The 24,864-nt window shown below is 67.4% G+C and carries 26 protein-coding genes and 1 tRNA gene; 12 read left to right on the top strand and 15 right to left on the bottom strand.

Features of this window, described 5'->3' with window-relative positions; translation table 11 throughout:
* The first annotated feature begins 17 nt into the window (after positions 1 to 17).
* From EO139_RS11895 to EO139_RS11880, 4 genes are all read left to right on the top strand, one after another.
* Positions 18 to 707: an ABC transporter ATP-binding protein gene (locus tag EO139_RS11895; RefSeq protein WP_119129800.1), complete on the top strand. Its 690-nt coding sequence runs from the start codon at positions 18 to 20 to the stop codon at positions 705 to 707.
* 12 nt (positions 708 to 719) lie between these two features.
* Positions 720 to 1,880, top strand: a complete 1,161-nt coding sequence (locus EO139_RS11890) for an ABC transporter permease (RefSeq protein ID WP_126970770.1) — start codon at positions 720 to 722, stop codon at positions 1,878 to 1,880.
* Positions 1,881 to 1,887: 7 nt separating this feature from the next.
* Positions 1,888 to 3,213 carry an ABC transporter permease gene (locus EO139_RS11885; protein ID WP_164739824.1) on the top strand — a complete coding sequence of 442 codons (1,326 nt, stop codon included), beginning with the start codon at positions 1,888 to 1,890 and terminating at the stop codon, positions 3,211 to 3,213.
* A gap of 184 nt (positions 3,214 to 3,397) precedes the next feature.
* Complete coding sequence (locus EO139_RS11880) at positions 3,398 to 4,513, top strand: alpha/beta fold hydrolase (RefSeq protein ID WP_126970768.1); 1,116 nt, start codon at positions 3,398 to 3,400, stop codon at positions 4,511 to 4,513.
* 248 nt (positions 4,514 to 4,761) lie between these two features.
* Here EO139_RS11880 and rarD read toward each other — a convergent pair whose 3' ends face one another.
* Entirely contained in the window at positions 4,762 to 5,673 is a 912-nt protein-coding gene (gene rarD, locus EO139_RS11875) for an EamA family transporter RarD (protein ID WP_104584258.1), read from the bottom strand.
* Entirely contained in the window at positions 5,670 to 6,566 is an 897-nt protein-coding gene (gene yedA, locus EO139_RS11870) for a drug/metabolite exporter YedA (protein WP_126970766.1), read from the bottom strand. The genes rarD and yedA overlap by 4 nt, the downstream gene beginning before the upstream one ends.
* A gap of 116 nt (positions 6,567 to 6,682) precedes the next feature.
* On the opposite strand from yedA, the gene EO139_RS11865 reads away from it, so the two are divergent.
* Positions 6,683 to 7,066: a Rap1a/Tai family immunity protein gene (locus EO139_RS11865; RefSeq protein WP_126970764.1), complete on the top strand. Its 384-nt coding sequence runs from the start codon at positions 6,683 to 6,685 to the stop codon at positions 7,064 to 7,066.
* A 123-nt stretch (positions 7,067 to 7,189) separates the two neighbouring features.
* On the opposite strand, the gene EO139_RS11860 is transcribed toward EO139_RS11865, so the two are convergent.
* From EO139_RS11860 to rocF, 7 genes are all read right to left on the bottom strand, one after another.
* Positions 7,190 to 8,884: a M28 family metallopeptidase gene (locus EO139_RS11860; RefSeq protein WP_164739830.1), complete on the bottom strand. Its 1,695-nt coding sequence runs from the start codon at positions 8,882 to 8,884 to the stop codon at positions 7,190 to 7,192.
* A gap of 316 nt (positions 8,885 to 9,200) precedes the next feature.
* Positions 9,201 to 10,145, bottom strand: coding sequence for an MBL fold metallo-hydrolase (locus tag EO139_RS11855; protein WP_126970760.1), 945 nt, complete (start codon positions 10,143 to 10,145; stop codon positions 9,201 to 9,203).
* Positions 10,146 to 10,202: 57 nt separating this feature from the next.
* Positions 10,203 to 11,492, bottom strand: a complete 1,290-nt coding sequence (locus EO139_RS11850) for a tryptophan--tRNA ligase (RefSeq protein WP_126970758.1) — start codon at positions 11,490 to 11,492, stop codon at positions 10,203 to 10,205.
* Between the two features lie 193 nt (positions 11,493 to 11,685).
* Positions 11,686 to 11,895, bottom strand: coding sequence for a CsbD family protein (locus EO139_RS11845; protein ID WP_016904514.1), 210 nt, complete (start codon positions 11,893 to 11,895; stop codon positions 11,686 to 11,688).
* A 238-nt stretch (positions 11,896 to 12,133) separates the two neighbouring features.
* Positions 12,134 to 12,268, bottom strand: coding sequence for an entericidin A/B family lipoprotein (locus EO139_RS11840; RefSeq protein WP_016904515.1), 135 nt, complete (start codon positions 12,266 to 12,268; stop codon positions 12,134 to 12,136).
* A 78-nt stretch (positions 12,269 to 12,346) separates the two neighbouring features.
* Positions 12,347 to 12,499 carry an entericidin A/B family lipoprotein gene (locus tag EO139_RS11835; RefSeq protein ID WP_006451340.1) on the bottom strand — a complete coding sequence of 51 codons (153 nt, stop codon included), beginning with the start codon at positions 12,497 to 12,499 and terminating at the stop codon, positions 12,347 to 12,349.
* A gap of 109 nt (positions 12,500 to 12,608) precedes the next feature.
* Positions 12,609 to 13,532, bottom strand: a complete 924-nt coding sequence (gene rocF / locus EO139_RS11830) for an arginase (RefSeq protein ID WP_104584297.1) — start codon at positions 13,530 to 13,532, stop codon at positions 12,609 to 12,611.
* Between the two features lie 476 nt (positions 13,533 to 14,008).
* On the opposite strand from rocF, the gene EO139_RS11825 reads away from it, so the two are divergent.
* The 5 genes from EO139_RS11825 to tmk all read left to right on the top strand — a co-directional run bounded on the left by EO139_RS11825 (position 14,009) and on the right by tmk (position 17,640).
* Complete coding sequence (locus tag EO139_RS11825) at positions 14,009 to 14,461, top strand: roadblock/LC7 domain-containing protein (RefSeq protein WP_126942411.1); 453 nt, start codon at positions 14,009 to 14,011, stop codon at positions 14,459 to 14,461.
* Between the two features lie 63 nt (positions 14,462 to 14,524).
* Positions 14,525 to 14,884, top strand: a complete 360-nt coding sequence (locus EO139_RS11820; RefSeq protein ID WP_016904518.1) for a hypothetical protein — start codon at positions 14,525 to 14,527, stop codon at positions 14,882 to 14,884.
* Between the two features lie 94 nt (positions 14,885 to 14,978).
* Entirely contained in the window at positions 14,979 to 15,896 is a 918-nt protein-coding gene (locus EO139_RS11815; protein WP_126942414.1) for a hypothetical protein, read from the top strand.
* On the top strand, positions 15,893 to 16,435 hold the full coding sequence (locus tag EO139_RS11810; RefSeq protein ID WP_016904520.1) for a GTPase: 543 nt from the start codon (positions 15,893 to 15,895) through the stop codon (positions 16,433 to 16,435). The genes EO139_RS11815 and EO139_RS11810 overlap by 4 nt, the downstream gene beginning before the upstream one ends.
* A 521-nt stretch (positions 16,436 to 16,956) precedes the next feature.
* Positions 16,957 to 17,640: a dTMP kinase gene (gene tmk / locus EO139_RS11800; protein WP_126970754.1), complete on the top strand. Its 684-nt coding sequence runs from the start codon at positions 16,957 to 16,959 to the stop codon at positions 17,638 to 17,640.
* A 170-nt stretch (positions 17,641 to 17,810) separates the two neighbouring features.
* Here the strand turns inward: tmk and EO139_RS11795 are convergent.
* From EO139_RS11795 to birA, 4 genes are all read right to left on the bottom strand, one after another.
* A tRNA-Thr gene (locus EO139_RS11795) sits at positions 17,811 to 17,886 on the bottom strand.
* Positions 17,887 to 17,919: 33 nt separating this feature from the next.
* Positions 17,920 to 18,813 carry an SPOR domain-containing protein gene (locus EO139_RS11790; protein ID WP_126970752.1) on the bottom strand — a complete coding sequence of 298 codons (894 nt, stop codon included), beginning with the start codon at positions 18,811 to 18,813 and terminating at the stop codon, positions 17,920 to 17,922.
* A 156-nt stretch (positions 18,814 to 18,969) separates the two neighbouring features.
* Entirely contained in the window at positions 18,970 to 19,698 is a 729-nt protein-coding gene (locus EO139_RS11785) for a type III pantothenate kinase (RefSeq protein ID WP_126970750.1), read from the bottom strand.
* Positions 19,695 to 20,699, bottom strand: coding sequence for a bifunctional biotin--[acetyl-CoA-carboxylase] ligase/biotin operon repressor BirA (birA, locus tag EO139_RS11780; protein ID WP_343136465.1), 1,005 nt, complete (start codon positions 20,697 to 20,699; stop codon positions 19,695 to 19,697). Before birA ends, EO139_RS11785 begins: the two co-directional genes overlap by 4 nt.
* Before the next feature lie 50 nt (positions 20,700 to 20,749).
* Between birA and EO139_RS11775 the strand changes: the two genes are divergently transcribed.
* Together EO139_RS11775 and EO139_RS11770 are read left to right on the top strand one after the other, a co-directional pair.
* A complete protein-coding gene (locus EO139_RS11775) occupies positions 20,750 to 21,064 on the top strand; it encodes a hypothetical protein (protein ID WP_126970746.1) in 315 nt (104 codons plus the stop codon).
* 8 nt (positions 21,065 to 21,072) lie between these two features.
* Positions 21,073 to 21,828: a M90 family metallopeptidase gene (locus EO139_RS11770; protein ID WP_126970744.1), complete on the top strand. Its 756-nt coding sequence runs from the start codon at positions 21,073 to 21,075 to the stop codon at positions 21,826 to 21,828.
* Between the two features lie 157 nt (positions 21,829 to 21,985).
* On the opposite strand, the gene EO139_RS11765 is transcribed toward EO139_RS11770, so the two are convergent.
* Together EO139_RS11765 and EO139_RS11760 are read right to left on the bottom strand one after the other, a co-directional pair.
* Positions 21,986 to 23,173, bottom strand: a complete 1,188-nt coding sequence (locus tag EO139_RS11765; protein WP_126970742.1) for a DUF1501 domain-containing protein — start codon at positions 23,171 to 23,173, stop codon at positions 21,986 to 21,988.
* Between the two features lie 84 nt (positions 23,174 to 23,257).
* Positions 23,258 to 24,826, bottom strand: coding sequence for a DUF1800 domain-containing protein (locus EO139_RS11760; protein WP_241235954.1), 1,569 nt, complete (start codon positions 24,824 to 24,826; stop codon positions 23,258 to 23,260).
* Positions 24,827 to 24,864: the final 38 nt, after the last annotated feature.

Here is a 24,864-nt window from a genome sequence, read left to right as displayed (position 1 = left end):
CACCGTCAGGAGTCGCCATGACCGCTCTCGTCAGCTTGCGCAACATCACCAAGACCTACCAACGCGGCCCCGAGCAGGTGCAGGTACTGCACGGCATCGACCTGGACATCGCCAACGGCGACTTCGTCGCATTGATGGGTCCGTCCGGTTCGGGCAAGACCACCTTGCTCAACCTGATCGGCGGCCTGGACAGCCCCAGCGGTGGCGAGATCGAGATCCAGGGTGAGCGCATCGACCGCATGAGCGGCGGCCAGCTCGCGACCTGGCGCAGCCACCATGTCGGCTTCGTGTTCCAGTTCTACAACCTGATGCCGATGCTTACCGCGCAAAAGAATGTGGAACTGCCGTTGCTGCTCACCGCGCTCACCGCCGCGCAGCGCAAGCGCAATGCGGAAATCGCCCTGACCCTGGTCGGCCTGCAGGAACGCCGCAACCACAAGCCCAGCGAACTGTCCGGCGGCCAGCAGCAACGCGTGGCGATTGCACGCGCGATCGTGTCCGATCCCACCTTCCTGATCTGCGACGAACCCACCGGTGATCTGGATCGCCATAACGCCGAGGAGATCCTGCGCCTGCTGCAGGAACTCAATCGCGAACACGGCAAGACCATCGTGATGGTGACCCACGACCCCAAGGCCGCCGAGTACGCCACCCATACCATTCACCTGGACAAGGGCGAGCTGGCCGACGCGCCGCTTGCGCTCTGACGGAGTGATGCCATGAAGTATCTCTCGCTGGTGTGGGCGCAGTTGTTCCGCAGCAAGACGCGCACCTTGTTGACCTTGCTGTCGGTGGTGGCGGCATTCCTGCTGTTCGGCATGCTCGACTCGGTGCGCGTGGCCTTCACCGCCGGCGGCAATGTCAGCGGCGTGAACCGCCTGGTGGTGGCCTCGCGCCTGTCGATCACCCAGTCGCTGCCGATCAGCCTGGAGCCGCAGATCCGCAGCGTGCCGGGCGTGCGCGATGTGACCTCGGCGATGTGGTTCGGCGGGATCTACCGCGACCCGAAGAACTTCTTCCCGAACTTTTCGGTGGCGCCGAATTTCTTCGACGTCTACAGCGAGTACGAGTTGCCCAGCGAGCAGCTGAAGGCATTCCAGACCACGCGTACCGGCGCCATCGTTGGCGAGACCCTGGCCAAGGCCAATGGCTGGAAGATCGGCGACACCATTCCGCTGCAGGCCACCATCTTTCCGCGTGGCGGCAGCAACGACTGGCCGCTGCAACTGGTCGGCATCTTCCGCATGAAAGACCGCGCGGTGGCGGCCAACCAGGAGCGCCAGTTGATGATGAACTGGAAATACTTCGACGAGTCCAACGACTACATCAAGAGCAAGGTCAGCTGGTACACGGTGACGCTGGCCAACGCCGACCAGGCCTCGCGCGTGGCGCAGGCCATCGATGCGTTGTCGGCCAACTCCGATCACGAAACCAAGTCACAGACCGAGTCGGCGTTCCAGCAGGCCTTCATCAAGCAGTTCGCCGATATCGGCCTGATCGTCACCTCGATCATGGCCGCGGTGTTCTTCACCTTGCTGCTGCTGACCGGCAACACCATGGCGCAGGCGGTGCGCGAGCGCATTCCGGAACTGGCCACGCTCAAGACGCTGGGCTTTCAGGACCGCACGGTGTTGAGTCTGGTGATGGTCGAATCGGTGCTGTTGATCGGGCTGGGCGGGCTGATCGGCATGGGCCTGGCAGCGCTGGTGATCCCGCTGGTGGCCGCGCGCAGCGGCGGGGTGATGCCGGTGCAGAGCGTGCCGCTGCAGACCTGGTTGGTCGGGCTGGGCCTGATGGCCGGCATCGGCATCGTGGTGGGTGCGCTGCCGGCGCGACGCGCGCAGCGCTTGAAGATCGTCGATGCCCTCGCCGGCCGCTGACAGGAGCATGCAGATGCAAACCAAATGGAAGAACCGTCTCGTCAATCTGCTGTCGGTCGTGGCGCTGGCCGCCGGGCTGGGTGTGTGGATCGCATTGCCCTGGATCGGCGTGCTGGTCATCGCAGCGTTGCTGGCGGTGTGGCTGCTGGCCACACGCAGCGGCCGGCTGTCACTGGCTGCCGCCCGTATCGGCATCGCCACGCTGCCGCAACGCTGGGGTGCCAGCTCGGTGATCGTGGTCGGCATCGCCGGGGTGGTCGGGGTGCTTGTGGCGATGCTGGCGATGGGCCAGGGCTTCCAGGCCACGCTCAACAGCACCGGCGACGACACCACCGCCATTGTGTTGCGCGGCGGCTCGCAGGCCGAGACCAACTCGGTGATCACGCGCGAGCTGGTGCCGCTGATCAGCAGCCTGCCCGGCATCGCCGCCGATGCCAGGGGCCGCCCGCTGCTGTCGCCGGAGCTCTCGCAAGTGGTCAACATCGCCTCCAAGTCCGATGGCACCGACGTCAACGCGCAGGTGCGTGGCGTGGGCGAACAGGCCTGGGCGGTGCACGCCAAGGTCAGGCTGGTGCAGGGCCGGCGCTTCACCACCGGCCTGCGCGAGATCGTGGTCGGCAAGGGCGCATTGAATCAGTTTCGTGGCTTGGAGCTGGGCAGGACGCTCACCCTCGGCAGCCAGCAATGGACCGTGGTCGGCGTGTTCGCCTCCGGCGATGCGCACGATTCGGAGCTGTGGACCGACGCGCAGACGCTGGCCACCACCTACAACCGCAGCGCCTATCAGTCGATCAGCGTACGCACCACCGGCAAGGCCGGTTTCAGCCAGTTCAAGACCGCCATGGCGGCCGACCCGCGGCTCAAACTGGATGTCGAAACCACCCGCGCCTACTACGGCAAACAGGGCGGCGGCTTGAACAGGTTGATCAGCGTGCTGGGCACGGTGATCGGCGCGATCATGGCGGTGGGCGCGGTGTTCGGCGCGCTCAACACCATGTATGCGGCAGTGGCCACGCGGGCGCGCGAGATCGCCACGATGCGCGCGATCGGCTTTCGCGGCACGCCGGTGATCATGGCGCTGATGCTGGAGACCATGCTGTTGGCACTGCTGGGCGGCCTGCTCGGTGGCCTGATCGCCTGGGCCATCTTCAATGGCTACAGCGTGTCCACGCTGGGCAGCAACTTCAGCCAGATCGTATTCCAGTTCAAGGTCTCGCCGGAGCTGTTGTGGAGCGGGCTCAAATGGGCGCTGGGCATTGGCCTGGTCGGCGGGCTGTTCCCGGCCTTGCGTGCAGCGCGCTTGCCGATCACGACGGCCTTGCGTGAGGTGTAGCGCGGGCCTTGGCCCGCCGGGAATCGGGAATCGGGAGTGGGGATTCGTGACAGCCAAAGCCGAGCAAGTGCGCTGCTGCGGCTGAACCTAGTGCAGGCTGTCATCGTTTTGTCACTGCAGTGCGGTAGATGCGCGGGCGGGCAGGCCGTAGGCTGCTCGGCCGTTGCATCCATCGATCGTGCCCATGACGCGCCTGATTCTGCTGGCCTGCGCCTGCCTGTGGCTGGCCGGCTGTTCTTCGTCCTCCACCTCGCTCAGCGAACGCCTGGTTGCGCCCGGTGGCACTTCGCCGTTGCTGGATGCCGAGCGCATTGCCGCCACCATCGCCACGGTGCCCAACCGCAGCGGGCATGTGGTCACGCGCGACCAGGTGCCGATCTTCTGGCGCGCGATCGACCCCGGCCAGTACGCCATGCAGTACCGCTATCTCGGCCAGCGCCACGATCCGGCGCATGCGCTGGATGTGGATTTCAGTTTCAAGGTGCCCACCGCTCCCCCGCCGACGCCGCGCGGCACCGTGGTGCTGTTGCACGGCTGGATGATGGATGGCGATTCGCTGCTGCCGTGGTCGCTGGAACTGGCCCAGGCCGGCTACCGGGTGATCACCATCGACCTGCGCAACCACGGCCATTCCGGCGGTGGCCCGTCCGGCTACGGCACGCGCGAATCCGACGACGTCATCGATGTGCTCGATGCGCTGCAGCCGCGCGGCGAGATCCGCGGCCCGCTGTACCTGTTCGGCATTTCCTACGGCGCCGCCACCGCGCTGTTCACCGCCGACAAGCTCGGGCCGCGCGTGACCGGCGTGGTGGCGATGGAATCCTTCGCCAACGCCGGGCGCGGCATTCGCGACATGGTGCCGCACCTGCTCGCCAGCCAACCGAACGGCTGGCGTGGGCAGGCGGTGGCCGCGTATGCGCGCTGGCGCTATGCCGACCAGGATCTCGACGCGGTGATCGCCGCCGCCGACCGCCAGCTGCAGCTGGATCTGGACCACGTCGATGTCGCGCACGCCCTGGCCGACACCCGCAGCTGCGTGCTGCTGGTGCATGGCGATGCCGATCAGCACATCCCGGTGGCGCATGGACGTGCGCTGGCGCTGGCCAGCCCGCGCGCGCACTACGTCGAGCTGCCCGGCGAAACCCATCTGAGCCTGCCGCTACGACTGGACCTGCTGGGCGGGCCGATCGACCAGTGGCTGGCGCAGACGCAGCAGGATCCGAACCACTGCCCTGCCCCGCAGGCACTGCCGACCTCCACGCTCGCGGTGGCGGCACCGGCATCGGCGCCGCGCGGCTGAGGGCGGCCGGCAACCTCGCGCGGTCGGCAGGCCGGAGCGGACCGCAGGCTCTCAGCCTGCGTATACGAAGGACATGCCGATTGCGGGCAGCGACCACGCCCGCATGGCACCGAGCGTAGTGCTCTGCTGGTCGCCCTGCATTCAGACGGGAAGTGGCCGGCGGCAGGCTGCACGGAGCGCGCAACCGCACTGCTGCCGCCACGCGACGCCGTCGCTGCGCGCTCACCCCGAGCGCGCACCACCAATGCTCACGGCACCGCCACAGCCGGCCGCCGCGACCGCCACACGCTATCGCCGACGAACAGCAGCAGCCCGACCCAGATCGCGGCAAACCCGATCGCGCGCCCCTGATCGAACGGCTCGTGGAAGAACCACACGCCCAGCAGCAACTGCAGGCTCGGCGCGATGTACTGCAGGATGCCCACCAACGACAGCGGAATCCGCCGCACGCCATACGCAAACCCGATCAGCGGCACCGCGGTCAACACGCCGCCGAAGATCAGCAACAGATCGGTGCGCAGGTCCCAGCCGCTCAGGAAGGCACCGCCGTGGCCCTGCTCGCCCCAGCCCGCCAGCAGCAGTGCCGGCACGAACAGATACACGCTTTCCACGCCCAGCCCGGCCACCGGATCCACCGCCACCAGCTTGCGCAGCAGGCCGTAGGCACCGAACGAGAGCGCCAGCCCCAGCGCGATCCACGGCGGTGCACCGGCATCCAGGGTCAGCCACAGCACGCCCACCGCCGCGCACACCACCGCCACCCATTGAATGCGCTGCAGGCGTTCCTTCAGCACCAGCACGCCCAGCAACACGCTCAGCAGCGGATTGATGAAATAGCCCAGGCTGGCCTCGATCACATGCCCGGCGTTGATCGCCCAGATGTACAGGCCCCAGTTGAACGCGATCGCCACGCTGCTGCCGGCCAGCATCCACAGCGCGCGCGGCTGCGTGGCGACAGCGCGCCACCAGCGCAGGCCCGAGGTGGCCAGCAACCACACCACCACCAGCAACGCACTCCAGACGATGCGGTGCGCGATGATCTGCAGCGACGGCACCGCCTTGAGCAGATGCCAGTACAGCGGCACCAGGCCCCAGATCACGAAGGTCGATGCGGTGATCAGCAGCCCGCGGCGTGCCTCGATCGGCGAAACCACCGTCAACGCCGCGCCTTTGCCAGCGTCACCACCAGCACGCCGGACAGGATCACCGCCATCGCGCCGATGTCGTGCGCGCTGAAACGCTCATGCCCCAGCCAGGCGCCCAACGCCACCGCAATCACCGGGTTGACGTAGGCGTAGCTGCCGGCCAACGCCGGGCGCACGTGATGCAGCAGCCACACGTAGGCGGTGAACGCCACGATCGAGCCGAACACGCACAGGTAGGCCACGGCCAGCAGCCCCTGCGAGGTCGGCAGGCGCTGTGGGCGTTCGCCGATCAGCAGGCCGGTGCCGACCAGCAACACGCCGCCGCACAGCATCTGCCCGGCGGCGGTCATGAACGGCGACGGCAGGTCGCGTCCGCGCGACCACACCGAGCCGAATGCCCAGCCGATCGGCGCAATCAGCAATAACACCAGCCCGCCCGGCGAGGCGGTCAGGCTGCTGCCGGCATTGAGCCAGACCACGCCCAGAAAGCCGATCACGATGCCCAGCCATTCGCCACGGCTGGCGTGCTGCCCGCGCAAGGCGCCGAACAAGGCCATCCACAGCGGCACCGACGCCACCGCGGTGGCAGCCAGGCCGGACGAGACGCTGCGCTCGGCCAGCACCACCATGCCGTTGCCCAGCAACAGCAGGGCCGCGCCCATCATCGCCACGTTCCTCCACTGCGCACGCGTCGGCGCGGCCACACCACGCCAACGCAACACCGCATACAACACCGTGCCGGCCACGATGAAACGCGTCCCGGACACCATGGTCAGCGGCAGCGCGCCGCCTTCCAGCGCAAAGCGGATCGCCAGATAGGTCGAGCCCCAGACCACATAGACCAGCAACAAAGCGACAACGACCAGGCCGCTGCGCGCAGGCACAGCAGCATCGTGTGAAGAGGACATCGGAGATTGCCAAGTGCAGCAGAAGCTTCAATTCTAGATCACCTGCCCACGCCAACGGCTACGCCTCAGGCGCCTGCCGCGTTATGGTGCGCTGTGATCCCCGGCTCGGAGTGCCCATGCAGCGTCACGTCACCTGGTTGACCTTTGCCGCCCTGACCGTGCTATCGGCCAGTGCGTCGGCGCGCGTCCCCGAACCCTGGGAACCCAGCGGGCGCAAACTGCTCGAGGCCGGGCTGGACGGTTCGTTGGCGCCGGAAATCGCGCCCGAACAAACCGAACTCAAGGTCATGCTCTCGGCAAACCGCGCCGGCGCCTACCTGCTCGGCGTCGCCAGCAGCAGCTACCGCACGCAGTGGTGCATGCCGGCCGGCAAAAGCGGCCCGCCGGATCTGCAGGCGATCATCGCCGATGTCGGCGCGCTGCCGGATGCGCGCCTGGACGAGGCCGCACCCGCATTGATCGTACAGGCGCTGGCCAAGCGCTATCCGTGCCGCAAGTAGTGGGCGGTCGCCAGAAGCCAGCTCGACGCACCGCCATGCAATGGCCGGATGTGGTGCACATGCGCCGCGCGAATCACTCGGCGCGCCGGCTTGGACGCACCAGGCGTTTGAACACCGCTGGCCTTACTTGCGCGCGGCATCGCTGCTGGCGCGGATCGCCTTGAACTCCGAACCGTCCTGCCAGCTCGGCCACTGCCGGCCGTTGGCCAGCGCCACGCCCACGTCGTAGACCAGGGTGGTGTCGGCCGCGTGGCCGCTGGCGTCCCATTGCGGGGTCCAGCGGTCGCAGGGCTGGTGATAGCACTCGGCAAAGTACTTGTCGCGCAGCGCCTTGCCGGCTGCCACGCCGCCTTCGAGCATGTCCAGACCGGGCCCTGCGGTGATCGCCGGCACGCCCATGCGCGCAAAGGCGAAATGGTCGGCGCGATAGAAGAAGCCCGCTTCCAGATTCGGGTCCGGTGAATAGCTGCGGCCGCGCGCCTTGGCAGCGGTTTCCAGATCGCCTTCCAGCGACACCCGTCCGCGTCCCCACGAGGCGATATCGCGGGTGGGGCCATCGGGGCTGAACATTTCCATGTTGAGCACCGCCACGGTCTTGTCCAACGGCGCCAGCGGATGGGCGGCGTAGTAATTGGCGCCGAGCAGGCCCTTCTCTTCCGCCGTCAATGCGATGAAATACAGCGTGCGCTGCGGCTTGGGGCCGGCGGCGAACACGCGTGCCAGCTCCAGCACGCTGGCCACGCCGGTGGCGTTGTCCACCGCGCCACGACGTACCGTGTCGCCGCCGGCATCGGCCTTGCCCACGCCGAACGCATCCCAGTGCGCGGAGAAGATCACCGTCTCGTCCGGATGCTGGCTGCCGGTGAGCTTGGCCACCACGTTGTGCGTGACCACGCGCTCGCGCTTGAGCTTGAAGTCCACCGACAGCGTCGCATCGCCCAACGCCATCGGTGCAAAATCGCGCTGCTGCGCACGCTGCTTGGCCTGCGCAAAATCCAGCCCGGCGCGCTGGAACAGCGACGCCGCCAATGCCTGCTGCATCCAGCCACGTACCGGTACGTGCTGCGCCTTTGCATCGGCATCGCTGCGTTCGATATCGAACAACGGCGACAGGCCCGAACTCTGCACCGTCGCCCAGCCGTACGCGGCCGGTGTGGTCTCGTGCACGATCAGCACGCCGGCGGCACCGCGACGCGCGGCCTCTTCGTACTTGTAGGTCCAGCGGCCGTAGTAGGTCACCGCCTTGCCATCGAAGGCGCCCGGCTGGCTGGATTCAAAGTCGGCATCGTTGATCAGCACCACCGCGATCTTGCCGCGCAGGTCCACGCCCTTGTAGTCGTCCCACTGCCGCTCCGGCGCGCTGATGCCGTAGCCCACGAACACCAGCGGTGCATTCTTCAAGCGCACCGCGGCCTGCGGACGCAGGCTCTGCAAGGTCACGTCGCTGCCATTGACCAGCGCCTGGGTCTTGCCGCCGACACGCAGGCTGGCGCGCACCGGGCCGTCCACCTGCGCGCGTACCAAGGGCACCGCCTGGGTCCAGCCGCCCTGCTCGCCACCCGGCTGCAGGCCGCCGGCCTTGAACTGCTCGACCAGGTAATCGACCGTGCGCTGCTCGCCGGCACTGGCCGGCGCACGGCCCTCGAACTCATCCGATGCCAGCAGGCGCACATGCCGCGACAGCGCTTCGGCATCGATGCCGCCACCGGGCAGATCGTTGGCGGCCTGCGCCACGCCTCCCACGAACAGGCAGGCGGACAACAACAGGATGCGCATCGGATTCACGGCGTGGCCTTGCAACAGATAGATGACACACAGTTTACAAGCGCGCGCCCGCCCCGGGACAGCAGACACGCCTTGCATACGCAACCTGCAACCTCTCGCCTGCCACCGCAAGCCGAACAATACGCTTTCAAGAAAGCAACCTGCAAACGGTCTGGTGCGGTGTCCTCGCCGGTTGCGGGCTCGTGGCGACATGGATGCTGCCACCGAGCCTCCACGGACGGGGTCACGGCGTGTCCCGCAAGCGGTGAGGGCGCCGCACGCTCGACTGACTCGGCCTTTGACTGCAGCCACGCGAGGCTACGGCTCGCGACAGCGTTCGACTGGTGGAGCGTTACCCGCTCCAGGCGCGCTAATTCGTACGCGTCGCGCGGTCCAGCCAGCAGGCCAGGCCCTGCGCGTTGAGTTCGATATCGGTACCCAGCAACTGCGCCACGCGTGCATCGTCCAGGCGGCAGCCGTGCAGGCGGGCGCGCTGCAGATACAGGTCGGTCAGCGCCTCCACCATGCAGCGATGGCGATCGGCGCGCTGCGCGCACGCCAGCGCGATGGCGGTCATCGCATGGATCTGCTCGACCAGCGCCTGCGCCAGCGGTGCCGGCGATTCGACCCGGCCGTAATGGGTGAGATACATCGCCTGCGGCGCGGCCTCCATCAGCCGCGCGATCGACTGCAGCATCGACTCCGGCTCGAACTGCACCGGCGAGGAGGTCGGCAGGATGAAGGCGCCTTGCGCGCTGTCGAGCTGGCGATACGACAGGCCGAAGGTGTCGCCAGTGAACCAGCTGCGGCTGCACGCATCCCACACGCACAGATGATGTCGCGCGTGGCCAGGCGTCTCGATGGTGCGCAGCGCGCGCTCGCCCAGCATCACGGTCTGTCCGTCGGCCGCTTCCACCACGCGCTCGGCCGGTATCGGCACGATCGCGCCGTAGCTGCGCGCCATTTCCGCCTCGCCGTACACCGCCGTGGCACCGGCAATCAGCCGGGTCGGATCGATCATGTGCGGCGCGCCGCGCGGATGCACCAGTACCCGCGCATTGGGCAGGTGCTGCAGCAAGGCACCCGCACCGCCGGCGTGATCCAGATGCACATGGGTCAGGATCAGCCAGTCCACCTGCGCAGGCGTCAGCCCGGCCGACTGCAACGCGGCCAGCATCTGCGGCACCGACAGCGAAGTGCCGCAATCGACGAAGGCACCCCGTTGCGCCTCGACGATCAGGTACGCCGCATCGAACTGCACACCGCCAAAGCCGGTGTCGATGGTCTGGATGCTGGAATCGGCAATCGCTGTCATTGCTCCTCCACGGCTATGCGAGAGGCCCCAGTCTAGCCACCGGCTCCACGCATGTCGTTACGCCTCGCGCAACACGCGCATCGCCGCCAGGATCACGGCCGCCTCCACCTGCGCATGCACGCCCGGCAATTGCAGGTCGCTGCCCTGCTCGGCCTGTTTCAGCCGCGCGATCAGCTGGCCCGCATCGCGTGGCGAGGCGAAGCCATCGCTGTGCAGCAGCAACGCGCCGGCGCCATCGGTCAACTTGAAATAGAACTGCCCATCGCTCTCGCGGTACTGCTTGAACACCGGCGGTGCGCTCTTCTCGCCCACCGCCGGCGCGGCCGTATCGCCCTGGCTGGACAGGTCGCGCAGGCCCACCGCAGCACGCAGCTCGGCCAGGAACGGCGTGGCGTAGCGTGCGCGCAGACGTGCGCCACCGGCGCGCAGAATCGCCTCGATCTTGCCCGGCTCGGCCATCAACGCGTCATAGCGCGCGCGCAGCGGTGCGATCTCCTGATCGATCCGCTCGAACAGCTGCTGCTTGGCATCGCCCCAGCCGATGCCATCGGCAAAGGCCTGCGCAAAGGCGGCCGTTTCCTGCGGCGTGGCAAAGGCCTGGTACAACTGGAACAACGCCGACCCCTGCGTGTCCTTGGCCTGGCCCGGTGCGCGCGAATCGGTGAGGATGGAGAACACCAGCTTGCGCAGTTCCTCGCGCGGGGCGAACAGCGGAATCGTGTTGCCGTAGCTCTTGCTCATCTTGCGGCCATCCAGACCCGGCAAGGTCGAGACCTGCTCATCGATCACCGCCTCGGGCAGGGTGAAGAAGTCGCGGCCATACACGTGGTTGAAGCGCTGGGCGAAATCGCGCGCCATCTCGATATGCTGGATCTGGTCGCGTCCCACCGGCACCTTGTGCGCGTTGAAGATCAGGATGTCTGCGGCCATCAGCACCGGATACATGAACAAGCCGGCGGTCACGCCCGCGTCCTCGTCCTCGCCATCGGCGCGATTCTTGTCCACCGCCGCCTTGTAGGCATGCGCACGGTTGAGGATGCCCTTGCCGGCCACGCAGGTCAGCAACCACAGCAACTCGGTGGTTTCCGGCACATCGGACTGGCGATAGAACCACACCGTTTCCGGGTCCAGGCCGCAGGCCAGCCAGCTGGCGGCGATCTCCAGCGTGGAGCGCTGCGTCCGCGCCGGGTCCTGCGCCTTGATCAGGCTGTGCAGGTCGGCCAGGAAGTAGAAGCTCTCCGCATCGGCCGCCGCACTGGCCTGGATGGCCGGGCGGATCGCACCGACGTAATTGCCCAGATGCGGGGTGCCGGAGGTGGTGATGCCGGTAAGGACGCGAGTGGTCATCTGCGTAAGGCCAGGGAGTCAGCACGCAAGTTTAGCGTTTCCGCGCCCCTGGCATGGACGCAACCGCGTTGGATGCCTGCTGCCGCCTGCGCCGGCGGCAGACGCGCAACGGGCCGCATCAAGCGGCCCGTCGTGTGCAACGCGCCGTCACCACTGTCTCACCGCGGTGGCTGGACGCAGTGAAGCGACACCGTCAGGTGTCGTCGCGCAGCGACTTCTCGAAGGCGCGCACCTCGGTCTGGGCACGATCACGGTCCCAGCCATAGCGCTCCTGGAGCTTGCCCTGCAGATACTCGGCATTGCCTTCGGCCACCTTGAAATCGTCGTCGGTGAGGTCGCCCCACTTGGCCTGCGCCTTGCCCTTGAGCTGGGTCCACTTGCCGGAAATGATGTCAGTGTTCATTGCGTCGACTCCGCTGATGCGGCCGCGATTGACCGTATGCGCAGCTTGCCCCCGGCCCCGTTCGCCGCAGATCAAAAGCCGTCAAACCCGTACTCACCGCACTGAACGGTGGCCTGCGCTTGCGGCGCACCTTGTTCGCATCGGCTGTGCCCTCACGCCTCATCGCAGCCCTGCGTGCGCAGAACGTCGGACAAAAAAACGGGCCTTGCGGCCCGTTCTTTCTGCATGCAGCGCTCGATTACTTGCGCGCAGCGTCTTCCACCTTCTCGCCAGCGCCCTGCACGTCCTTGCCGGCACCTGCGACGGTGTTGCAACCCGACAGCATACCGACCGACAACACCGACAGCACCAGCAGCACAATTGCACGCTTCATAACAGACTCCTTCGTGGGTAAAGCGGCGGCTTGCCGCAGATCAATCAAATCAAACAACGATCAAACAAAACTCAAGGATCAGCACTTACCGTCACTGCAATTGTCGGCCTTCTTTTCGACCTTCTCGCCCGCGCCCTGCATGTCCTTGCCGGCGCCAGCCATGGTGTTGCAGCCAGTCATCACACCGGCCGAAAACAGGCCCAGTACCATCAGTGTCAGCAGTCGCTTCATCGGTCTTCCTCAGTTCTGCGTTCGGTGCAGACGCACCATCTCTGGCGCCAAATCTGACTGCGCGGCCGTGGATTTGATGTGAACGTGGCGTGCCGCGTTCAGCGATCGATCAATCTCGCATCAGTGTCGACTTGCCGAACAGGCTCTCGACCAGATCCACCGCCAGCTCCGCCGTGGCATTGCGGTTGTCCAGCACCGGGTTGAGTTCAACGATGTCCAGCGACCCCATGCGCCCGGTATCGGCGATCATCTCCATCACCAGCTGCGCCTCGCGGTAATTGGGTCCCCCCGGCACGGTGGTGCCCACGCCTGGCGCGATGCTCGGGTCCAGGAAATCCACATCGAAGCTCACATGCAGATGGGTGTCCTCGCTCATGCCCTGCAAGGCGGTCTCCATGGTGCGCTTCATGCCGGCCTCGTCGATGTAGCGCATGTCATAGACATCGATGCGGTGCTGCTTGATCAGGCGTTTCTCCTCCGGGTCCACCGAACGGATGCCGATCTGCCGCACCTGCTCGGGCAGCAGCGCCGGCGCACTGCCGCCCAGGTGGGTCAATGCCTGCGGACCCAGCCCGCACAGGCAGGCCACCGGCATGCCGTGCACATTGCCCGACGGCGTCACCTCGCTGGTATTGAAGTCCGAGTGCGCATCCAGCCACAGCACCCGCAACGGGCGTTGCTGCTCGCGGCAGTACCTGGCCACGGCGGTGATCGAACCGATGCCCAGGCAGTGGTCGCCACCAAGCATGATCGGCATGCGCCCGGCGCGCAGCTGCGCATAGCTGGCCTCCATCAGCACCTGGTTCCAGGCCACCACTTCGTCCAGGTGCCGGTAGCCGGCCTGCGGGGCCTGCCAGGGATTGCGCGGCCCATCCAGATTGCCCAGATCGCGCACCTCCACGCCGCGGCCGATCAAGGCCTCCTGCAACCCGGCGATGCGCAGCGCCTCCGGCCCCATCCGCGCACCACGGTGGCCGGCACCGATGTCGGTGGGAACGCCAATCAGGGAAACCGGCACATACTGCGTCGCCATGCATTGCTCCAGCATCGAGAAAGCGCTGCAGTCTAGTCGCCGGCCCGCGCGCTGACGCGCGGCAGCGCAGCACGACGCACGACGCACGCCGTGCGTCCCATCACGCAATCGCATCTGCCACTGCAGCAATCGAAAGTGCGGCCGATAGTGCGTAGCGGGCAGTCGTCGAACCGGCTCGGGCAGCAGGCGCAACACCGCCGCGTCGGCGTGATGCAGCCCGGCGAACCAGCGCCATCGGCCGCGTCCGCTTGGGGCGGCAACGGCGTCCCGACGGCCGCTTCAGGTGACGTGGTTGGGCAGTTTGTGGCGTATTCGCGCTTTGCCGAATGTGCTTGCCTGACCGCACAGTTAAGACATTGAGGGTGCTATGACGATGACAAAACGTGCCGATGCTACTGTTCGCCCGCCAGCGCGGGACCCGGTGTCATCGACAGGATCCTTCATCGCGCAGCGCGTTTCGTACAGGGGAGGATTTCATGCCGCATAACGCCGTCAACCAGGTCGTCAAGGCTGCCGTGGGCGAGATCGCGCGGGCGACGCATCACTACGATCTGCAGCGCATCGGCCGCGAGTTCGCGCAGACCATCGAGCGCGAGCGGGGCATCCGCCTGTTGATGCTGTCCACCGCCGACGGGCGTGCCATCGCCGAACACTCCAGCCTGGATGTGGACGGTCGCCGTCTGGCGGCCATGGCCAATTCGTTCCTGACCCTGGGCGAGACGCTGGCGCGCGAATCCAGCCTGAGCGAAGCCGACTACGCCACCATCAGTACGCGTGGCGGGCAGCTGGTGCTGATCCGCATTCGCGCCGACAAACCATTGACGCTCACTGCGGTGGGCGGCAACGACATCAATGCCGCGGCGCTGTTGTTCAACGCGCGCGACTGCGCCGGCCGTCTGGCTGCGGCGCTGGCGCAGCCGGCGAACTGAGCGTTTGGCATTGTTCGTGCTTGTGCCAGTGCACCCATCTCTCATCGCTCGTAAGGACGACCCGTGTCAAAACTCAATCTGGAACACCTGCATTCGATCGCCGGCTTCGTCGGCGCCGCCCTGGTCGATAGCGACAGCGGCATGGCGCTGGGCATGACCGGCGGCACCGATCTCAACCTGGAACTTGCCGCGGCCGGCAATACCGAAGTGGTGCGTGCCAAGCGCCGTATCGCCGAGCAGCTCGGCCTGAACGACACCATCGAAGACATCCTGATCACCCTGGCGCGTCAGTACCACCTGCTGCGTCCGCTGGAGAGCAACGGCACCTTGTTCCTGTACGTCGTGTTGGATCGCGCCAAGGCCAATCTGGCCATGGCCCGCCACGAGCTCAAGGCGTTCGAGAAGACCCTGGACTTCGGTTGATGCCACACCGGCGGCGCGCACGCGTCGCCTGCCCGGCCTGCCGGCTTGTCCCGGCAGGCACCGCACTTTCAAAGCGCCGACGCGGCGCCCTGTCATGACCACACCCATTCACGCCATGCGGGTCGCCACGGCCGGCCTGGACCTGCTGCACACCACGCGCCTGAAACTGGCGTGCTCGTTGTTGCTGGCCGAACGCATCGACGTGCAGCTGGGGCAATGGCCGCAACATACCGCCGAGGTGGTGGTGCTGGGGCTGGAAAGCGCCGACGGCCTGGCCGCCTGGCAGGCCTTGCAGGGGCAACCCGTGCGTGTGCTGGTGGTGTCGCGGACACCGGTGGGCGGCGCATGGCTCAAGCACGGCGCCACCGTGCGCGAACTCAACGAACAGATGCGCCTGCTGCTGTCGTCCTCCGATCACGCGCAGGTCGCCGAGCCGGCATTGCTGGTCCGCCATTGCCGCGGCGAGTTCGGTACCGCTGCGGTGCTGTTGCGCCATGCACACCTGCAGGTGCGCGTGGATCCGGCCAACGGCTGCGTGCAGCTTCCCGCCGGCATTGCGTTGCCGGAGCTGGTCGCCGCACTGGATCGCCCCGGCTGGCAGGTCGTACCGGACACCGCCGATAGCGCATTGACCCAACGCCTTTCGTTCGAGGCGCTGTATTTCGCCCTGCCCGAGCACCTGCGTCCCGCGCTGCCGGCGGTCGAACCCAGCCACGCGTTGCAGCTGCGCCAATGGCCGGAGCTGAGCGCCGAGACCAGTTCGCCGGCGCGGCTGCTGGCCATTGCCCACCTGCATGCGCGTCCGTGGCGCCCGCAGGCGCTGGCCAAGGCTTGCAAGCTACCGCTGCAAACGGTGGAATGCCTGTTCGCCGCGGCACTCGCCAGCGGCCTTGCCCAGACCGCGGAGATTCCCGTGCCTGCAACGCAGCCCCGCCCGGACAGCAGCAACTCCCGGTTTCTCTCCTGGGTCGCACGTCGCTTTGGCCTCTCTCTCTTTCAGGCGCAGTCATGAGTCTTCCGGCCAACAAACTGGTGTTCGTTGGCGGCATGGGCGCCGGCAAGACCACTGCCGTGCGTGCCATTTCCGACGTGGAGCCGGTCAGCACCGAGATGCCGCTCAGCCAGGATGCCTACGGCGACAAGACCTACACCACGGTCGCGCTGGACTACAGCTCGATCGAACTGGAAGACGGCGAGTTGCTGCACGTCTACGGCGTGCCGGGGCAGAAGTACCTGGATTTCATGTGGCCGCTGGTGTGCGACGGCGCCTTGGGCGTGATCGTGCTGGTCAGCGCGCGTGATCCGCAGATGCGCGATGCCACCGTGGCCTTGCTGCGCGAGTTTTCGCAGATCGCACCTGCGGCAAGCCTGGCGGTGGGCATCACCATGACCGACGAAATGCAGGACTTTTTGCTGCCGCCGTTCCGCGACGCATTGGTGGCCGAAGGCTTCCGCATCCCGGTCATGCGCGTGGATGCGCGCTCGGCCACCCAGATCACGTTCCTGGTGAAGTCGCTGCTGTCCTATCGTTACACCTCGGCAACCAGCTGACCGGCCATGCGCCTAGCGCATGCCGAGGCGGGCGGCGCAAAGACAAGACGAGGCGCGAGACAAAACAAGGAATCCGGTCACGACGGTGCCTGAGGGGCGTCACGCGGGGGATGCCGCCTCTAGGGTGGCGGCGACGCGTCCATCTTCCTTGATGCCAGGCACGCGACGCGAACGTCATACCTTCGAGCGCGCTGCCTGACTTGTTCAGTATGGCGCACGGTCGGAAACCAGGGCATCGGGACATTCCCGACATCGCGCAGGACATACCGGCGATACGGCATGGGCAATAGCGCTGGCGGCCGGTCGCCAGCCGCGCACGCAACCGGCGGTTGCAAGGCACGCCCGGCGACGCGTTGGACACACCAGTCGTCCCGCCGTTTCACGCACGCAGCGATGTGCGGCATCAACGCCCATCGGTGGACGCAGCAGATACCTGACCCACCGGGGTCGGCGATTGCAGGCCGAGGTCGATGCCGCTGCGCAAGTGCTGATCCAGCACCATGATCGGATAAAGTAGCGCGATGACACTCGAACTGAAGCCCGGCGGTCTGCTGATCGCGATCGAAGGCATCGACGGCGCCGGCAAGACCACCCTCGCCCGCAGCCTGGCCACCACGCTGGAAGCGGCCGGCGCGCGCGTCGTGCTGAGCAAGGAGCCGACCAACGGCCCCTGGGGCACCCAGCTGCGCCAGTCCGCCGCCACCGGCCGCCTCAGTGCGGACCAGGAAGCCGAGCTGCTGATCCGCGACCGCCACGAGCACGTGGACACCCTGATCGCACCGGCGCTGGCACGCGGCGACATCGTGATCCTGGACCGGTATTTCCCCTCGATGGTCGCCTACCAGGGCGCTGCCGGCCTGCCGCTGGACGATCTGCTGGAACGCAACGCCTTCGCGCCGCGCCCGGACGTGCTGCTGCTGCTCGACCTGCCCCCGCCCACCGGGCTGGCGCGTATCCGCGCCCGCGGCGATGCGCCCAATCACTTCGAGACCCAGGACAACCTGGAACGCTGCCGCAGCATCTTTGCGCAGCTGCAGCTGCCGGGGAAGCACGTCGTGGACGCCAGTGCCGATGCGGACAGCGTGCTCCGCCAGGCCCACGCCATCGTCGTCGCCGCACTGGCCGACCGCCTGCGCAGCGAGGCCGCCGACGCCGACGCCGACAAGGCCACGCTGGAGCTGCTGTCGGCCGGTCGCCCGGCCTGAGGTGCTGCGCGAACCACGCGCCGGCAACCGCAACCGCGCAGTGATTGGCGGGCTGCGTGCAGGGATCTGTTCTCGACCGGCCGAACCCGGGAAGACGCGCTCCGGGGCGCTGACGGGCAGCCAGCACCGAGCTACATGCACAGATTGCGGGAGAGCACGAAGGACCTTCGTGGTGCCGGCACCCGGATTCGAACTGGGGACCTACCGCTTACAAGGCGGTTGCTCTACCAACTGAGCTATGCCGGCAAAGGCCAAGCGCGTTGCGCGCCGGTGCGCATTCTAGCGCAGCGTGGTGCAATCTAGCGACCGCTGACGCGTTGCGCCTGCGGTGCCCTGCAATGTCCCGATTGCGGCCGTGCTGCGCACATCGATCCACCAGCGCGATTGCCCGTTGCCGCTGGGCAGCAGCTGCGCCGGAAATCCCGCGCCGACCAGGCTGGCCTGACGTCGCTCGGCACGTTCGCGACTCTGGTACTGGCCCAGCGCGATGCTGGTGTCCTCACCCTGGGCAATCACGTAATAGTCGCCAATGCCGGCGGCGGCGATGCGCTTGACCAACGCCTGCGCCGCCGCACGGTCGCCGACATTGGGCAGCATCACCCGGAACGTACTGACCCCGGCGTCCTGGTCCTCGCGCACGCGGGTGCGCGTGGCCTGGCCACGCAAGCGTGCCAGCGCGGCATCGGCCTCGGCGCGCGCCGCATACGGCCCCAGGCTGGCACAGCGCTCCGGCGCAGCGGCCGGAGCGGGCACCGCCGGCGAAGCGTTGATCGGCGCTGCCGCGGCACGCTCGGCCGGCGACGGAGCGGGCTTGGCCGGTGCTGGTGATGGCGCCTGTGCCGATGACTGCGACGTGGCGGCCACCTTCGCCGCAGCCGCAGCTGTCGAGGAAGCTGCCGCCGCTGGTGCGGTCGTCAATGTCTCAGGCGATGCCCGTGCCGGCGCATCCGATGGTGCGGTCGGCGCAGCGCCCGACGCCGCCGCTGCGGTGCCTGCCTCGCCTGACACCGCAGCCGCCGCGGCTGTCGCCGTGCTCGGCAGTACTTCCAGGCGCGCCACACCAGCCGGCTGCGGCGGTGCAGCCACGGCTGCCGGTGCAGGCTGCAACGCCCACCACAACGCCACACCGGCATTGAGGACGATCAGAACAACGATGAGTGCGCGCACATACATGCCAAGGATTCTAAGCGGGGGCGGTCACAACGCACGAGTGCTCGTCGACCCGCCGCCGAGGGCAGGGCTCGTGGGCGCAGTGCACCGGCGCGGCCGGCCGGTTCCGTCTGCCGGCCGCACCCGCTGCGAGGCCGTGCGAGCGCGCGGCTCGTGCGTTCAAGCTGCCGACGCAGCCCTGGCCCAGGTCGCCAGCCCGTCCAGCACCAACGCCGCGCGGAAGCTGGCATCGGGCAACAGCGGCAGCAACGGCGGCGCACCGCCCCCGTGCACCAGCAGCCGCACCGGCACGCCCAGGCTGCGTTGGGCATGCTGCAGGCTGCGTTCGATCAGCGCCACCGCGGCGCCATCGCAGCCGGAGGCCAACGCGTCGTCGGTGTCGTCGGCCAGCTCGACATAGGCCCCGCCGCTGGCCGGCAACTGCACTGCGCGCGCATGCAGCGCTTCGCGCATGGTGGTCGGCGAGGCAGCGATCCGCCCGCCGTGGTGCTGTCCGTCGGCGCCCAGTACATCGATGGTCAGCGCGGTGCCCACGCCGGCCACCAGCACCGGTGCGTCGCCGCGTGCGCCCAACAGCGCGAGGAAGCGATCCACCCCGAAACGGCCCGGGTCTGAGTAGGCGATGCGAATGCCGGCGCATTCGGCCACGGTCCGCACGATGCGCACCTGTTCGAAGCGCTCGCGCAGGCAGCCCAGCATGCGCTGCGTCAATGCCGGCGCGGCCACGCTGGCCACGTGCGCAATGCGCCCGGTGGGCAATGCGGCCAATGCGGCCGCATCCATCGCCTCGGCACCGTGCGGCCAGGCCTGCACATCGCCTGCGCGGTCGCCCTGCAGCGGTGCGTACTTGAACCGCGAATTCCCCAGGTCGAACAGCCACTCGCTCATGCAGGTCTCACGCTCACTTCTCCGGAGTGGAACAGCCGCACCGTCTCGCCCAGTTGCACCCGCAAAGCGCCGTCGGCTGCCAGGCCAAGCGCAACACCGTGATGCCGGGTGCCGGCCTCTTCGACCTGCACCGCGCGGCCGCGCAAGACGTCCAGGGCCGCATAGCGGCTCAGGAACGGCGCCAGCCCCTGCGCTTCGAACAGCGCCAGCGCCGGCAGCAGCGCCGACACGACCGCCGCCACCACGGTATCGCGCGACACCGCGTGGCCGGCCAGCGTATCCAGATCCACCCATGGTTGATCGATCACAACGGCGGCGGCGGCCGGCATATGCACGTTCAAACCCAGCCCGATCACCGCGCGCGCGTTGCCGGCCATTTCGCCGCCGCCTTCGATCAACAGGCCGCCCAGCTTGCGCTCGCGCGCCAGCAGATCGTTGGGCCACTTCAGCCCGACATCGGCAAAGCCGCAATCACGCAAGGCCTCGGCCACCGCCACGCCCACGGCCAGGCTGAGCCCGGCCAACTGCCCCAGCCCACCGCTGAACCGGCGCGAGGCCGAGAGATAGATGTGTGCGCCCAGCGGCGAAGTCCATTGGCGTCCACGCCGGCCACGCCCGCCGGTCTGCCGCTCGGCCAGCAGCACTGTCACGCCCTGCTCCGGCGCCGGACGCGCCAGCAAGCTGGTATTGGTGGATTCCAGCGTCCAGGCGACCTCCAGCGCAGCCAGGCCTGCCAGCGCATCGGCCGACAGCGCTGCACGAATGCGCGCCTCGTCCAGCAGGTCCAGCGGTGCCGCCAGGCGGTAGCCGTCCCCGGCCCGCCCTTCGATCTCGACCCCGGCCGCGCGCAGATGCTGGATCCGCTTCCACACCGCCGCACGGGTCAGCCCGGCGTCGCGCGCCAACGCATCGCCGGATAGCCGGCCGCTCGCAAGTTTGGCCAGCAAGGCGCGGTCATCCACGGCAAGGTTCCCAAATCGATCCGTGAAAGTATGCGCCAAGCGCTCCCACCCGCCCAGCCTGGCTTGCGTGAGGGAGTGAAAAGCACGTTATGATCGGCCACTCACGCCGCTTGCCCTGGATGTGGACGATGCGCCGAATCACGGTTTGCCTGCTGTTGTTGTTGGCTCCGCTTGCCGCACTGGCATCGGACCCGCTGACCGATGGCGATCATGAGAGCTGCGTCAGCAGCAACTCGGCGGCACGCGGCAGGACCCCCAACGGCGACCCGGCAGCCCCGGCACGCGCTCCGGCGCACAAGCCCGCGCCAGCCACCGGCGGCGGCGGCAGCGACGGCGACGGACTGTTCCCCCGCATGCGCACGATGCCGCGCTGGCATAGCTTCCTGCCGGGCATGTTCCGCTGATCCAGTGGTTGTTGCGCCGGCTGCGCCGGCCGCCGCTCGATATTCCCGATGCGTTGTGGGTTGCGGCCAGCCGCCGCTGCGCCTGGGTCGCTGCGCTCGACCCGCCCCGCCAGCAACGTCTGCGTGCATTGGCCGCGCAGTTCCTGCGGCAAAAAACGATTTCCCCGCTCGGCGGGCTGCAGCTGCAGCCGCACGATCGCGTCTTGCTGGCTGCCAGCTGCTGCCTGCCGCTGCTGAACATCGGCGCGACCGGCTGGCGTGGCTGGTCGCAGCTGATCGTTTACCCAGACGCGTTCCGCGTGCAGCGCACGCATGTGGATGCGGCCGGGGTGATGCATGCCTGGGACGACACCCTGATCGGCGAGGCCTGGGAGCAAGGCCCGCTGATCGTCAGCTGGGCCGACGTGCAGGCCGACCTGGACGACCCGCAGGCCGGCTTCAACGTGATCGTGCATGAGATGGCGCACAAGCTCGATGCACTCGATGGCGCCCTCGACGGCACTCCGCCGCTGCCGCGCGATGCGCAGCGCGCCTGGGCACGCGATTTTCAGCAGGCCTTCGACGCCTTCTGCCAACGCGTCGATGCCGGCGAAGACACCGAGATCGACCCGTATGCCGCCGAAGCACCGGACGAATTCTTTGCAGTGGTGAGCGAATACCACTTCTCCGCGCCACAGCTGCTGGCGCGCGTCATGCCGGATGTCGCTGCACAGCTGACGCGCTTCTATGGACCATCGCCGTTTGCGGCGTCAGCGCAGCGCTGATGGTGCGGTGACATGCCTGCATGCGTTGGGCTGTCGTCGTGCAATGCTGTCGCGCGCATCAATCGCACGCGTTTCAAGCGACTGAGCACACCAATGCGCGATGCCGCACTCGGCCACACGCGGGACGAATCGACATCGCTCGCGCACTGCCACGCACTCACACCAACCCAAGATCGCGCGGCCTGGCCCCGGGAAACACCCGGTCCAGCTGCGCAGGCGACAATCCCCACAACCGACTCAACACACCGCCGAACAGGCTGCGGTAATTGGTGAGCACCGGATAATCGCGGTTCTGCAGCAGCTGTGCCTGCGCAACGGCGACCTGCTCGCCCGCGATCCGGCCGCCACGCACGCTGCCGCCCAGTATCCAGTACGTGGTGCCATGCCCATGATCGGTGCCCTTGCTGCCGTTCTCGCGGAAGGTGCGGCCGAACTCGGACAGCACCACCACCACGGTGTCCTTCCATGCCGGCCCCAGGGCCTCGGCGTACGCCGCCAGTCCTTCGCCCAGATTGCGCAGATTGTTGGCCAGGCCGCCTTCGACACTGCCCTGATTGGCGTGCGTGTCCCAACCACCGACATCGACAAAGCCCAGTCGATAACGCTCGCGCATCAGGCTCGCCATGCGCCGGGTTTCGTCGGCGAAGCTGCGCGCGCTGGCGGCGCCGCGACCGGCCTGCTCCATCTCTTCGCGCAGCTGCGCGGTGACCTGCTGACGCAGTGCCAGTCCCTCGCGCGCAGCCGCCGCCAGCGGGGTTGCGTCGTACATCTGCGACAGGATCTGCGCCTGTCGCGCATCCACACCGCCCTTGCCGATGCCCCGCAACGACACGTTGGGCAGGTCGCCGCCACCCTGGAAGGTCAGCGGCAGCGAATCGGTGAAGGCAATCGCCGGCACTCCGCTGAGCACGCCCGACAGGCGCGCCATGAAGCCGGAACGATAATCGCGACGCTGCGTGCCGGCCTGCCCGGATTCGATGTCGTCCTGGGTTTCGAAGTGACTGCGCGACAGATCGTCGGTGCCGGCAAACGGCACGAACGCCAGCTGCTGGCGTTGCCATAGCGGCAGCAGCGCATCGCGCATCACCGGGTTGAGCCCCCATTGCGTATCCAACGCAATGGCACTGTCCGGATTGGCCGCATCCGGCCGCGCAATCGCCAGGGTTGGACGCGCCTGATAATAGAAATCGCTGGCATGCGGCACCAGCAGGTTGTTGCTGTCATAGCCGCCACGCAGGAACACCACCAGCATGCGTGCACTGTCGCGTGGTGCAGCAAACAGGCGACCGCTCCAGGGCAGGCTGGCGGCCGCTGCGGAGGCGAGCAGAAATCGACGTCGTTGCATGGCGCACTCCCGTGGCGGTGATCGCTGGTCGGTTGTTGATCAGCGGGTATTGCATCGGCGGCCGTTGAATCGGCGCCCCTTGAATCAGCGATAGTTGAAGTCCGGCGATGACAGCAGGAATCCGTTCCATTCCGCAGGCGAACGCGCCTGGTCCAGCGCCTCACGCGTGCTGCTGGAAAGCGACGGCGCAACCCAGCGATACGATGGGCGCGTGTCGATCCGCGTCAGCGCCGGAAGTGGCGTGTCGTTATCGCCATCGAAGCGAAACAATTGCCTGGGTCCGCCACCCAACGCACGCGCCACCTCGAAGCGGCGTGCCAGCTGCCCGGAGCTGGTCCACGCCTGCGATTGCAGCGACCACCCATCGGGAGTGATGCGCCCGAACACCGGCTCGCCGAGTTGCTGCACCCAGCTCACCATCGGCGCGGCATTGACCACCGGTTGACCCTCGTACGCCAGCCGCATCGCCGAGACCACAAACCGATTCGGATCCTTGAACTTGCGCGGTTGCGCCTGCGCAAACTCCGCTGAATCCAGCAGGGTCTGCATGACCTTGGCGATATCGCCATCGCTGCGCTGAAAGGTGTTTGCCATGCGTTCGACCAACGCGGCCGGTGGCGTGTCGCTGACAAAGTACTCGGCCAAGCGCTGCGAAATGAAATGGGCGCATGCCGGCTGCCGCACCAGCAACTGCACCGCACGCGCGATCTCATCCAGGCCGCCGGCGGCGATGCGCTGGCCAAGCAAGGTCTTGTCGCCAGGTTGATGACGCGCAGGATTGAATTCGAACAGCCCCTTGCGCACCACCTGCGGCTGCCCCGGCGCGGTAGCGGCCAGCGGCGGAGCGCCCTCGGCCTTGACCGGCACCAGGCCGGCACCGGTAAGGATCAGCGCCAGCTGCTGCACATCCTGCTGGCTGTAGCCGCCATGCACGCCCAGCGTGTGCAGCTCCATCAGTTCGCGTGCGTAATTTTCGTTGACCTTGCCCTTGGCGTTCTTGGCGTTGTCCAGATACTCCAGCATCGCCGGGCTTTCCAGCGTGGCCATCACCAGGTCGGCGAACTTGCCGGTGGCGTGTGGGCGGATCGCGTTTTCCATGTAATCGGCCGCCATCCATTTCACGCGCCCCTTGTCGGCGTACACGCTGAAATGATTGAGCCAGAACCACACCAGCTGCTCATGCACCTGTTCCGGCGCATACACCGCACGCAGCAGCTGCGCCTGACGCGCCTGGGTCAGCATCTGCCCGCCACGCGCCTGCCACGCCTTGCGCAATGCCGTCTTTTCGTCGCCATCGGGCATGCCTTGCAGGCGGATCTTGTCGGCCTCGTACTGCGTCAGCAAGGCCAGCAAGGGCGTGTGCAATGCATCGAATTGCTGCAGTTGGGCACGGATCGGCGCTGGCAGTGCCGCATCGTCGCCGGCCTGCAATAGCAGCTTGCCGTAGCGTTTGGGCCCGAGCCGCTGCAGTTGCGCTGCGCTACCGGCATCCACACCGTAGGTGGCACGCTGCAGCCAGCGTGTCTGGGTCGGCGTCAGTGCTGGATTGGCAGCACTGCCCGACATGGCGAAGGCACAACCCGCGAGAAGCCACGTCAGCTGCCATCGATGACGGCGGCGCGTGCCCACCGGATGTGCGCTCAGCCAGTGCATCTGTGCATTGCGCTCGAACATGCAGCTCTCCATCGCAG

This window comes from Xanthomonas sp. BRIP62411, assembly GCF_003993525.1.
GTDB classification, from domain to species: domain Bacteria; phylum Pseudomonadota; class Gammaproteobacteria; order Xanthomonadales; family Xanthomonadaceae; genus Xanthomonas; species Xanthomonas euroxanthea.
The sequence above is the reverse complement of the archived record's forward strand: the minus strand, read 5'-3'. Positions and strand labels throughout refer to the sequence as shown.

Bases quoted from the DNA above. Each gene is read 5' to 3' on its own strand.
- EO139_RS11885 (WP_164739824.1), top strand. From the start codon at position 1,888: ATGCAGATGCAAACCAAATGGAAGAACCGTCTCGTCAATCTGCTGTCG.
- EO139_RS11890 (WP_126970770.1), top strand. From the start codon at position 720: ATGAAGTATCTCTCGCTGGTGTGGGCGCAGTTGTTCCGCAGCAAGACG.
- rocF (WP_104584297.1), bottom strand. From the start codon at position 13,532: ATGGCGACGCAGTATGTGCCGGTTTCCCTGATTGGCGTTCCCACCGAC.
- EO139_RS11790 (WP_126970752.1), bottom strand. From the start codon at position 18,813: ATGTATGTGCGCGCACTCATCGTTGTTCTGATCGTCCTCAATGCCGGT.
- EO139_RS11785 (WP_126970750.1), bottom strand. From the start codon at position 19,698: ATGAGCGAGTGGCTGTTCGACCTGGGGAATTCGCGGTTCAAGTACGCA.
- yedA (WP_126970766.1), bottom strand. From the start codon at position 6,566: ATGTCCTCTTCACACGATGCTGCTGTGCCTGCGCGCAGCGGCCTGGTC.
- tmk (WP_126970754.1), top strand. From the start codon at position 16,957: ATGACACTCGAACTGAAGCCCGGCGGTCTGCTGATCGCGATCGAAGGC.
- EO139_RS11760 (WP_241235954.1), bottom strand. From the start codon at position 24,826: ATGCACTGGCTGAGCGCACATCCGGTGGGCACGCGCCGCCGTCATCGA.
- EO139_RS11775 (WP_126970746.1), top strand. From the start codon at position 20,750: ATGATCGGCCACTCACGCCGCTTGCCCTGGATGTGGACGATGCGCCGA.
- EO139_RS11855 (WP_126970760.1), bottom strand. From the start codon at position 10,145: ATGACAGCGATTGCCGATTCCAGCATCCAGACCATCGACACCGGCTTT.
- EO139_RS11845 (WP_016904514.1), bottom strand. From the start codon at position 11,895: ATGAACACTGACATCATTTCCGGCAAGTGGACCCAGCTCAAGGGCAAG.
- EO139_RS11835 (WP_006451340.1), bottom strand. From the start codon at position 12,499: ATGAAGCGACTGCTGACACTGATGGTACTGGGCCTGTTTTCGGCCGGT.
- EO139_RS11825 (WP_126942411.1), top strand. From the start codon at position 14,009: ATGCCGCATAACGCCGTCAACCAGGTCGTCAAGGCTGCCGTGGGCGAG.
- EO139_RS11880 (WP_126970768.1), top strand. From the start codon at position 3,398: ATGACGCGCCTGATTCTGCTGGCCTGCGCCTGCCTGTGGCTGGCCGGC.
- EO139_RS11810 (WP_016904520.1), top strand. From the start codon at position 15,893: ATGAGTCTTCCGGCCAACAAACTGGTGTTCGTTGGCGGCATGGGCGCC.
- EO139_RS11840 (WP_016904515.1), bottom strand. From the start codon at position 12,268: ATGAAGCGTGCAATTGTGCTGCTGGTGCTGTCGGTGTTGTCGGTCGGT.
- EO139_RS11765 (WP_126970742.1), bottom strand. From the start codon at position 23,173: ATGCAACGACGTCGATTTCTGCTCGCCTCCGCAGCGGCCGCCAGCCTG.
- EO139_RS11850 (WP_126970758.1), bottom strand. From the start codon at position 11,492: ATGACCACTCGCGTCCTTACCGGCATCACCACCTCCGGCACCCCGCAT.
- EO139_RS11895 (WP_119129800.1), top strand. From the start codon at position 18: ATGACCGCTCTCGTCAGCTTGCGCAACATCACCAAGACCTACCAACGC.
- EO139_RS11815 (WP_126942414.1), top strand. From the start codon at position 14,979: ATGACCACACCCATTCACGCCATGCGGGTCGCCACGGCCGGCCTGGAC.
- EO139_RS11865 (WP_126970764.1), top strand. From the start codon at position 6,683: ATGCAGCGTCACGTCACCTGGTTGACCTTTGCCGCCCTGACCGTGCTA.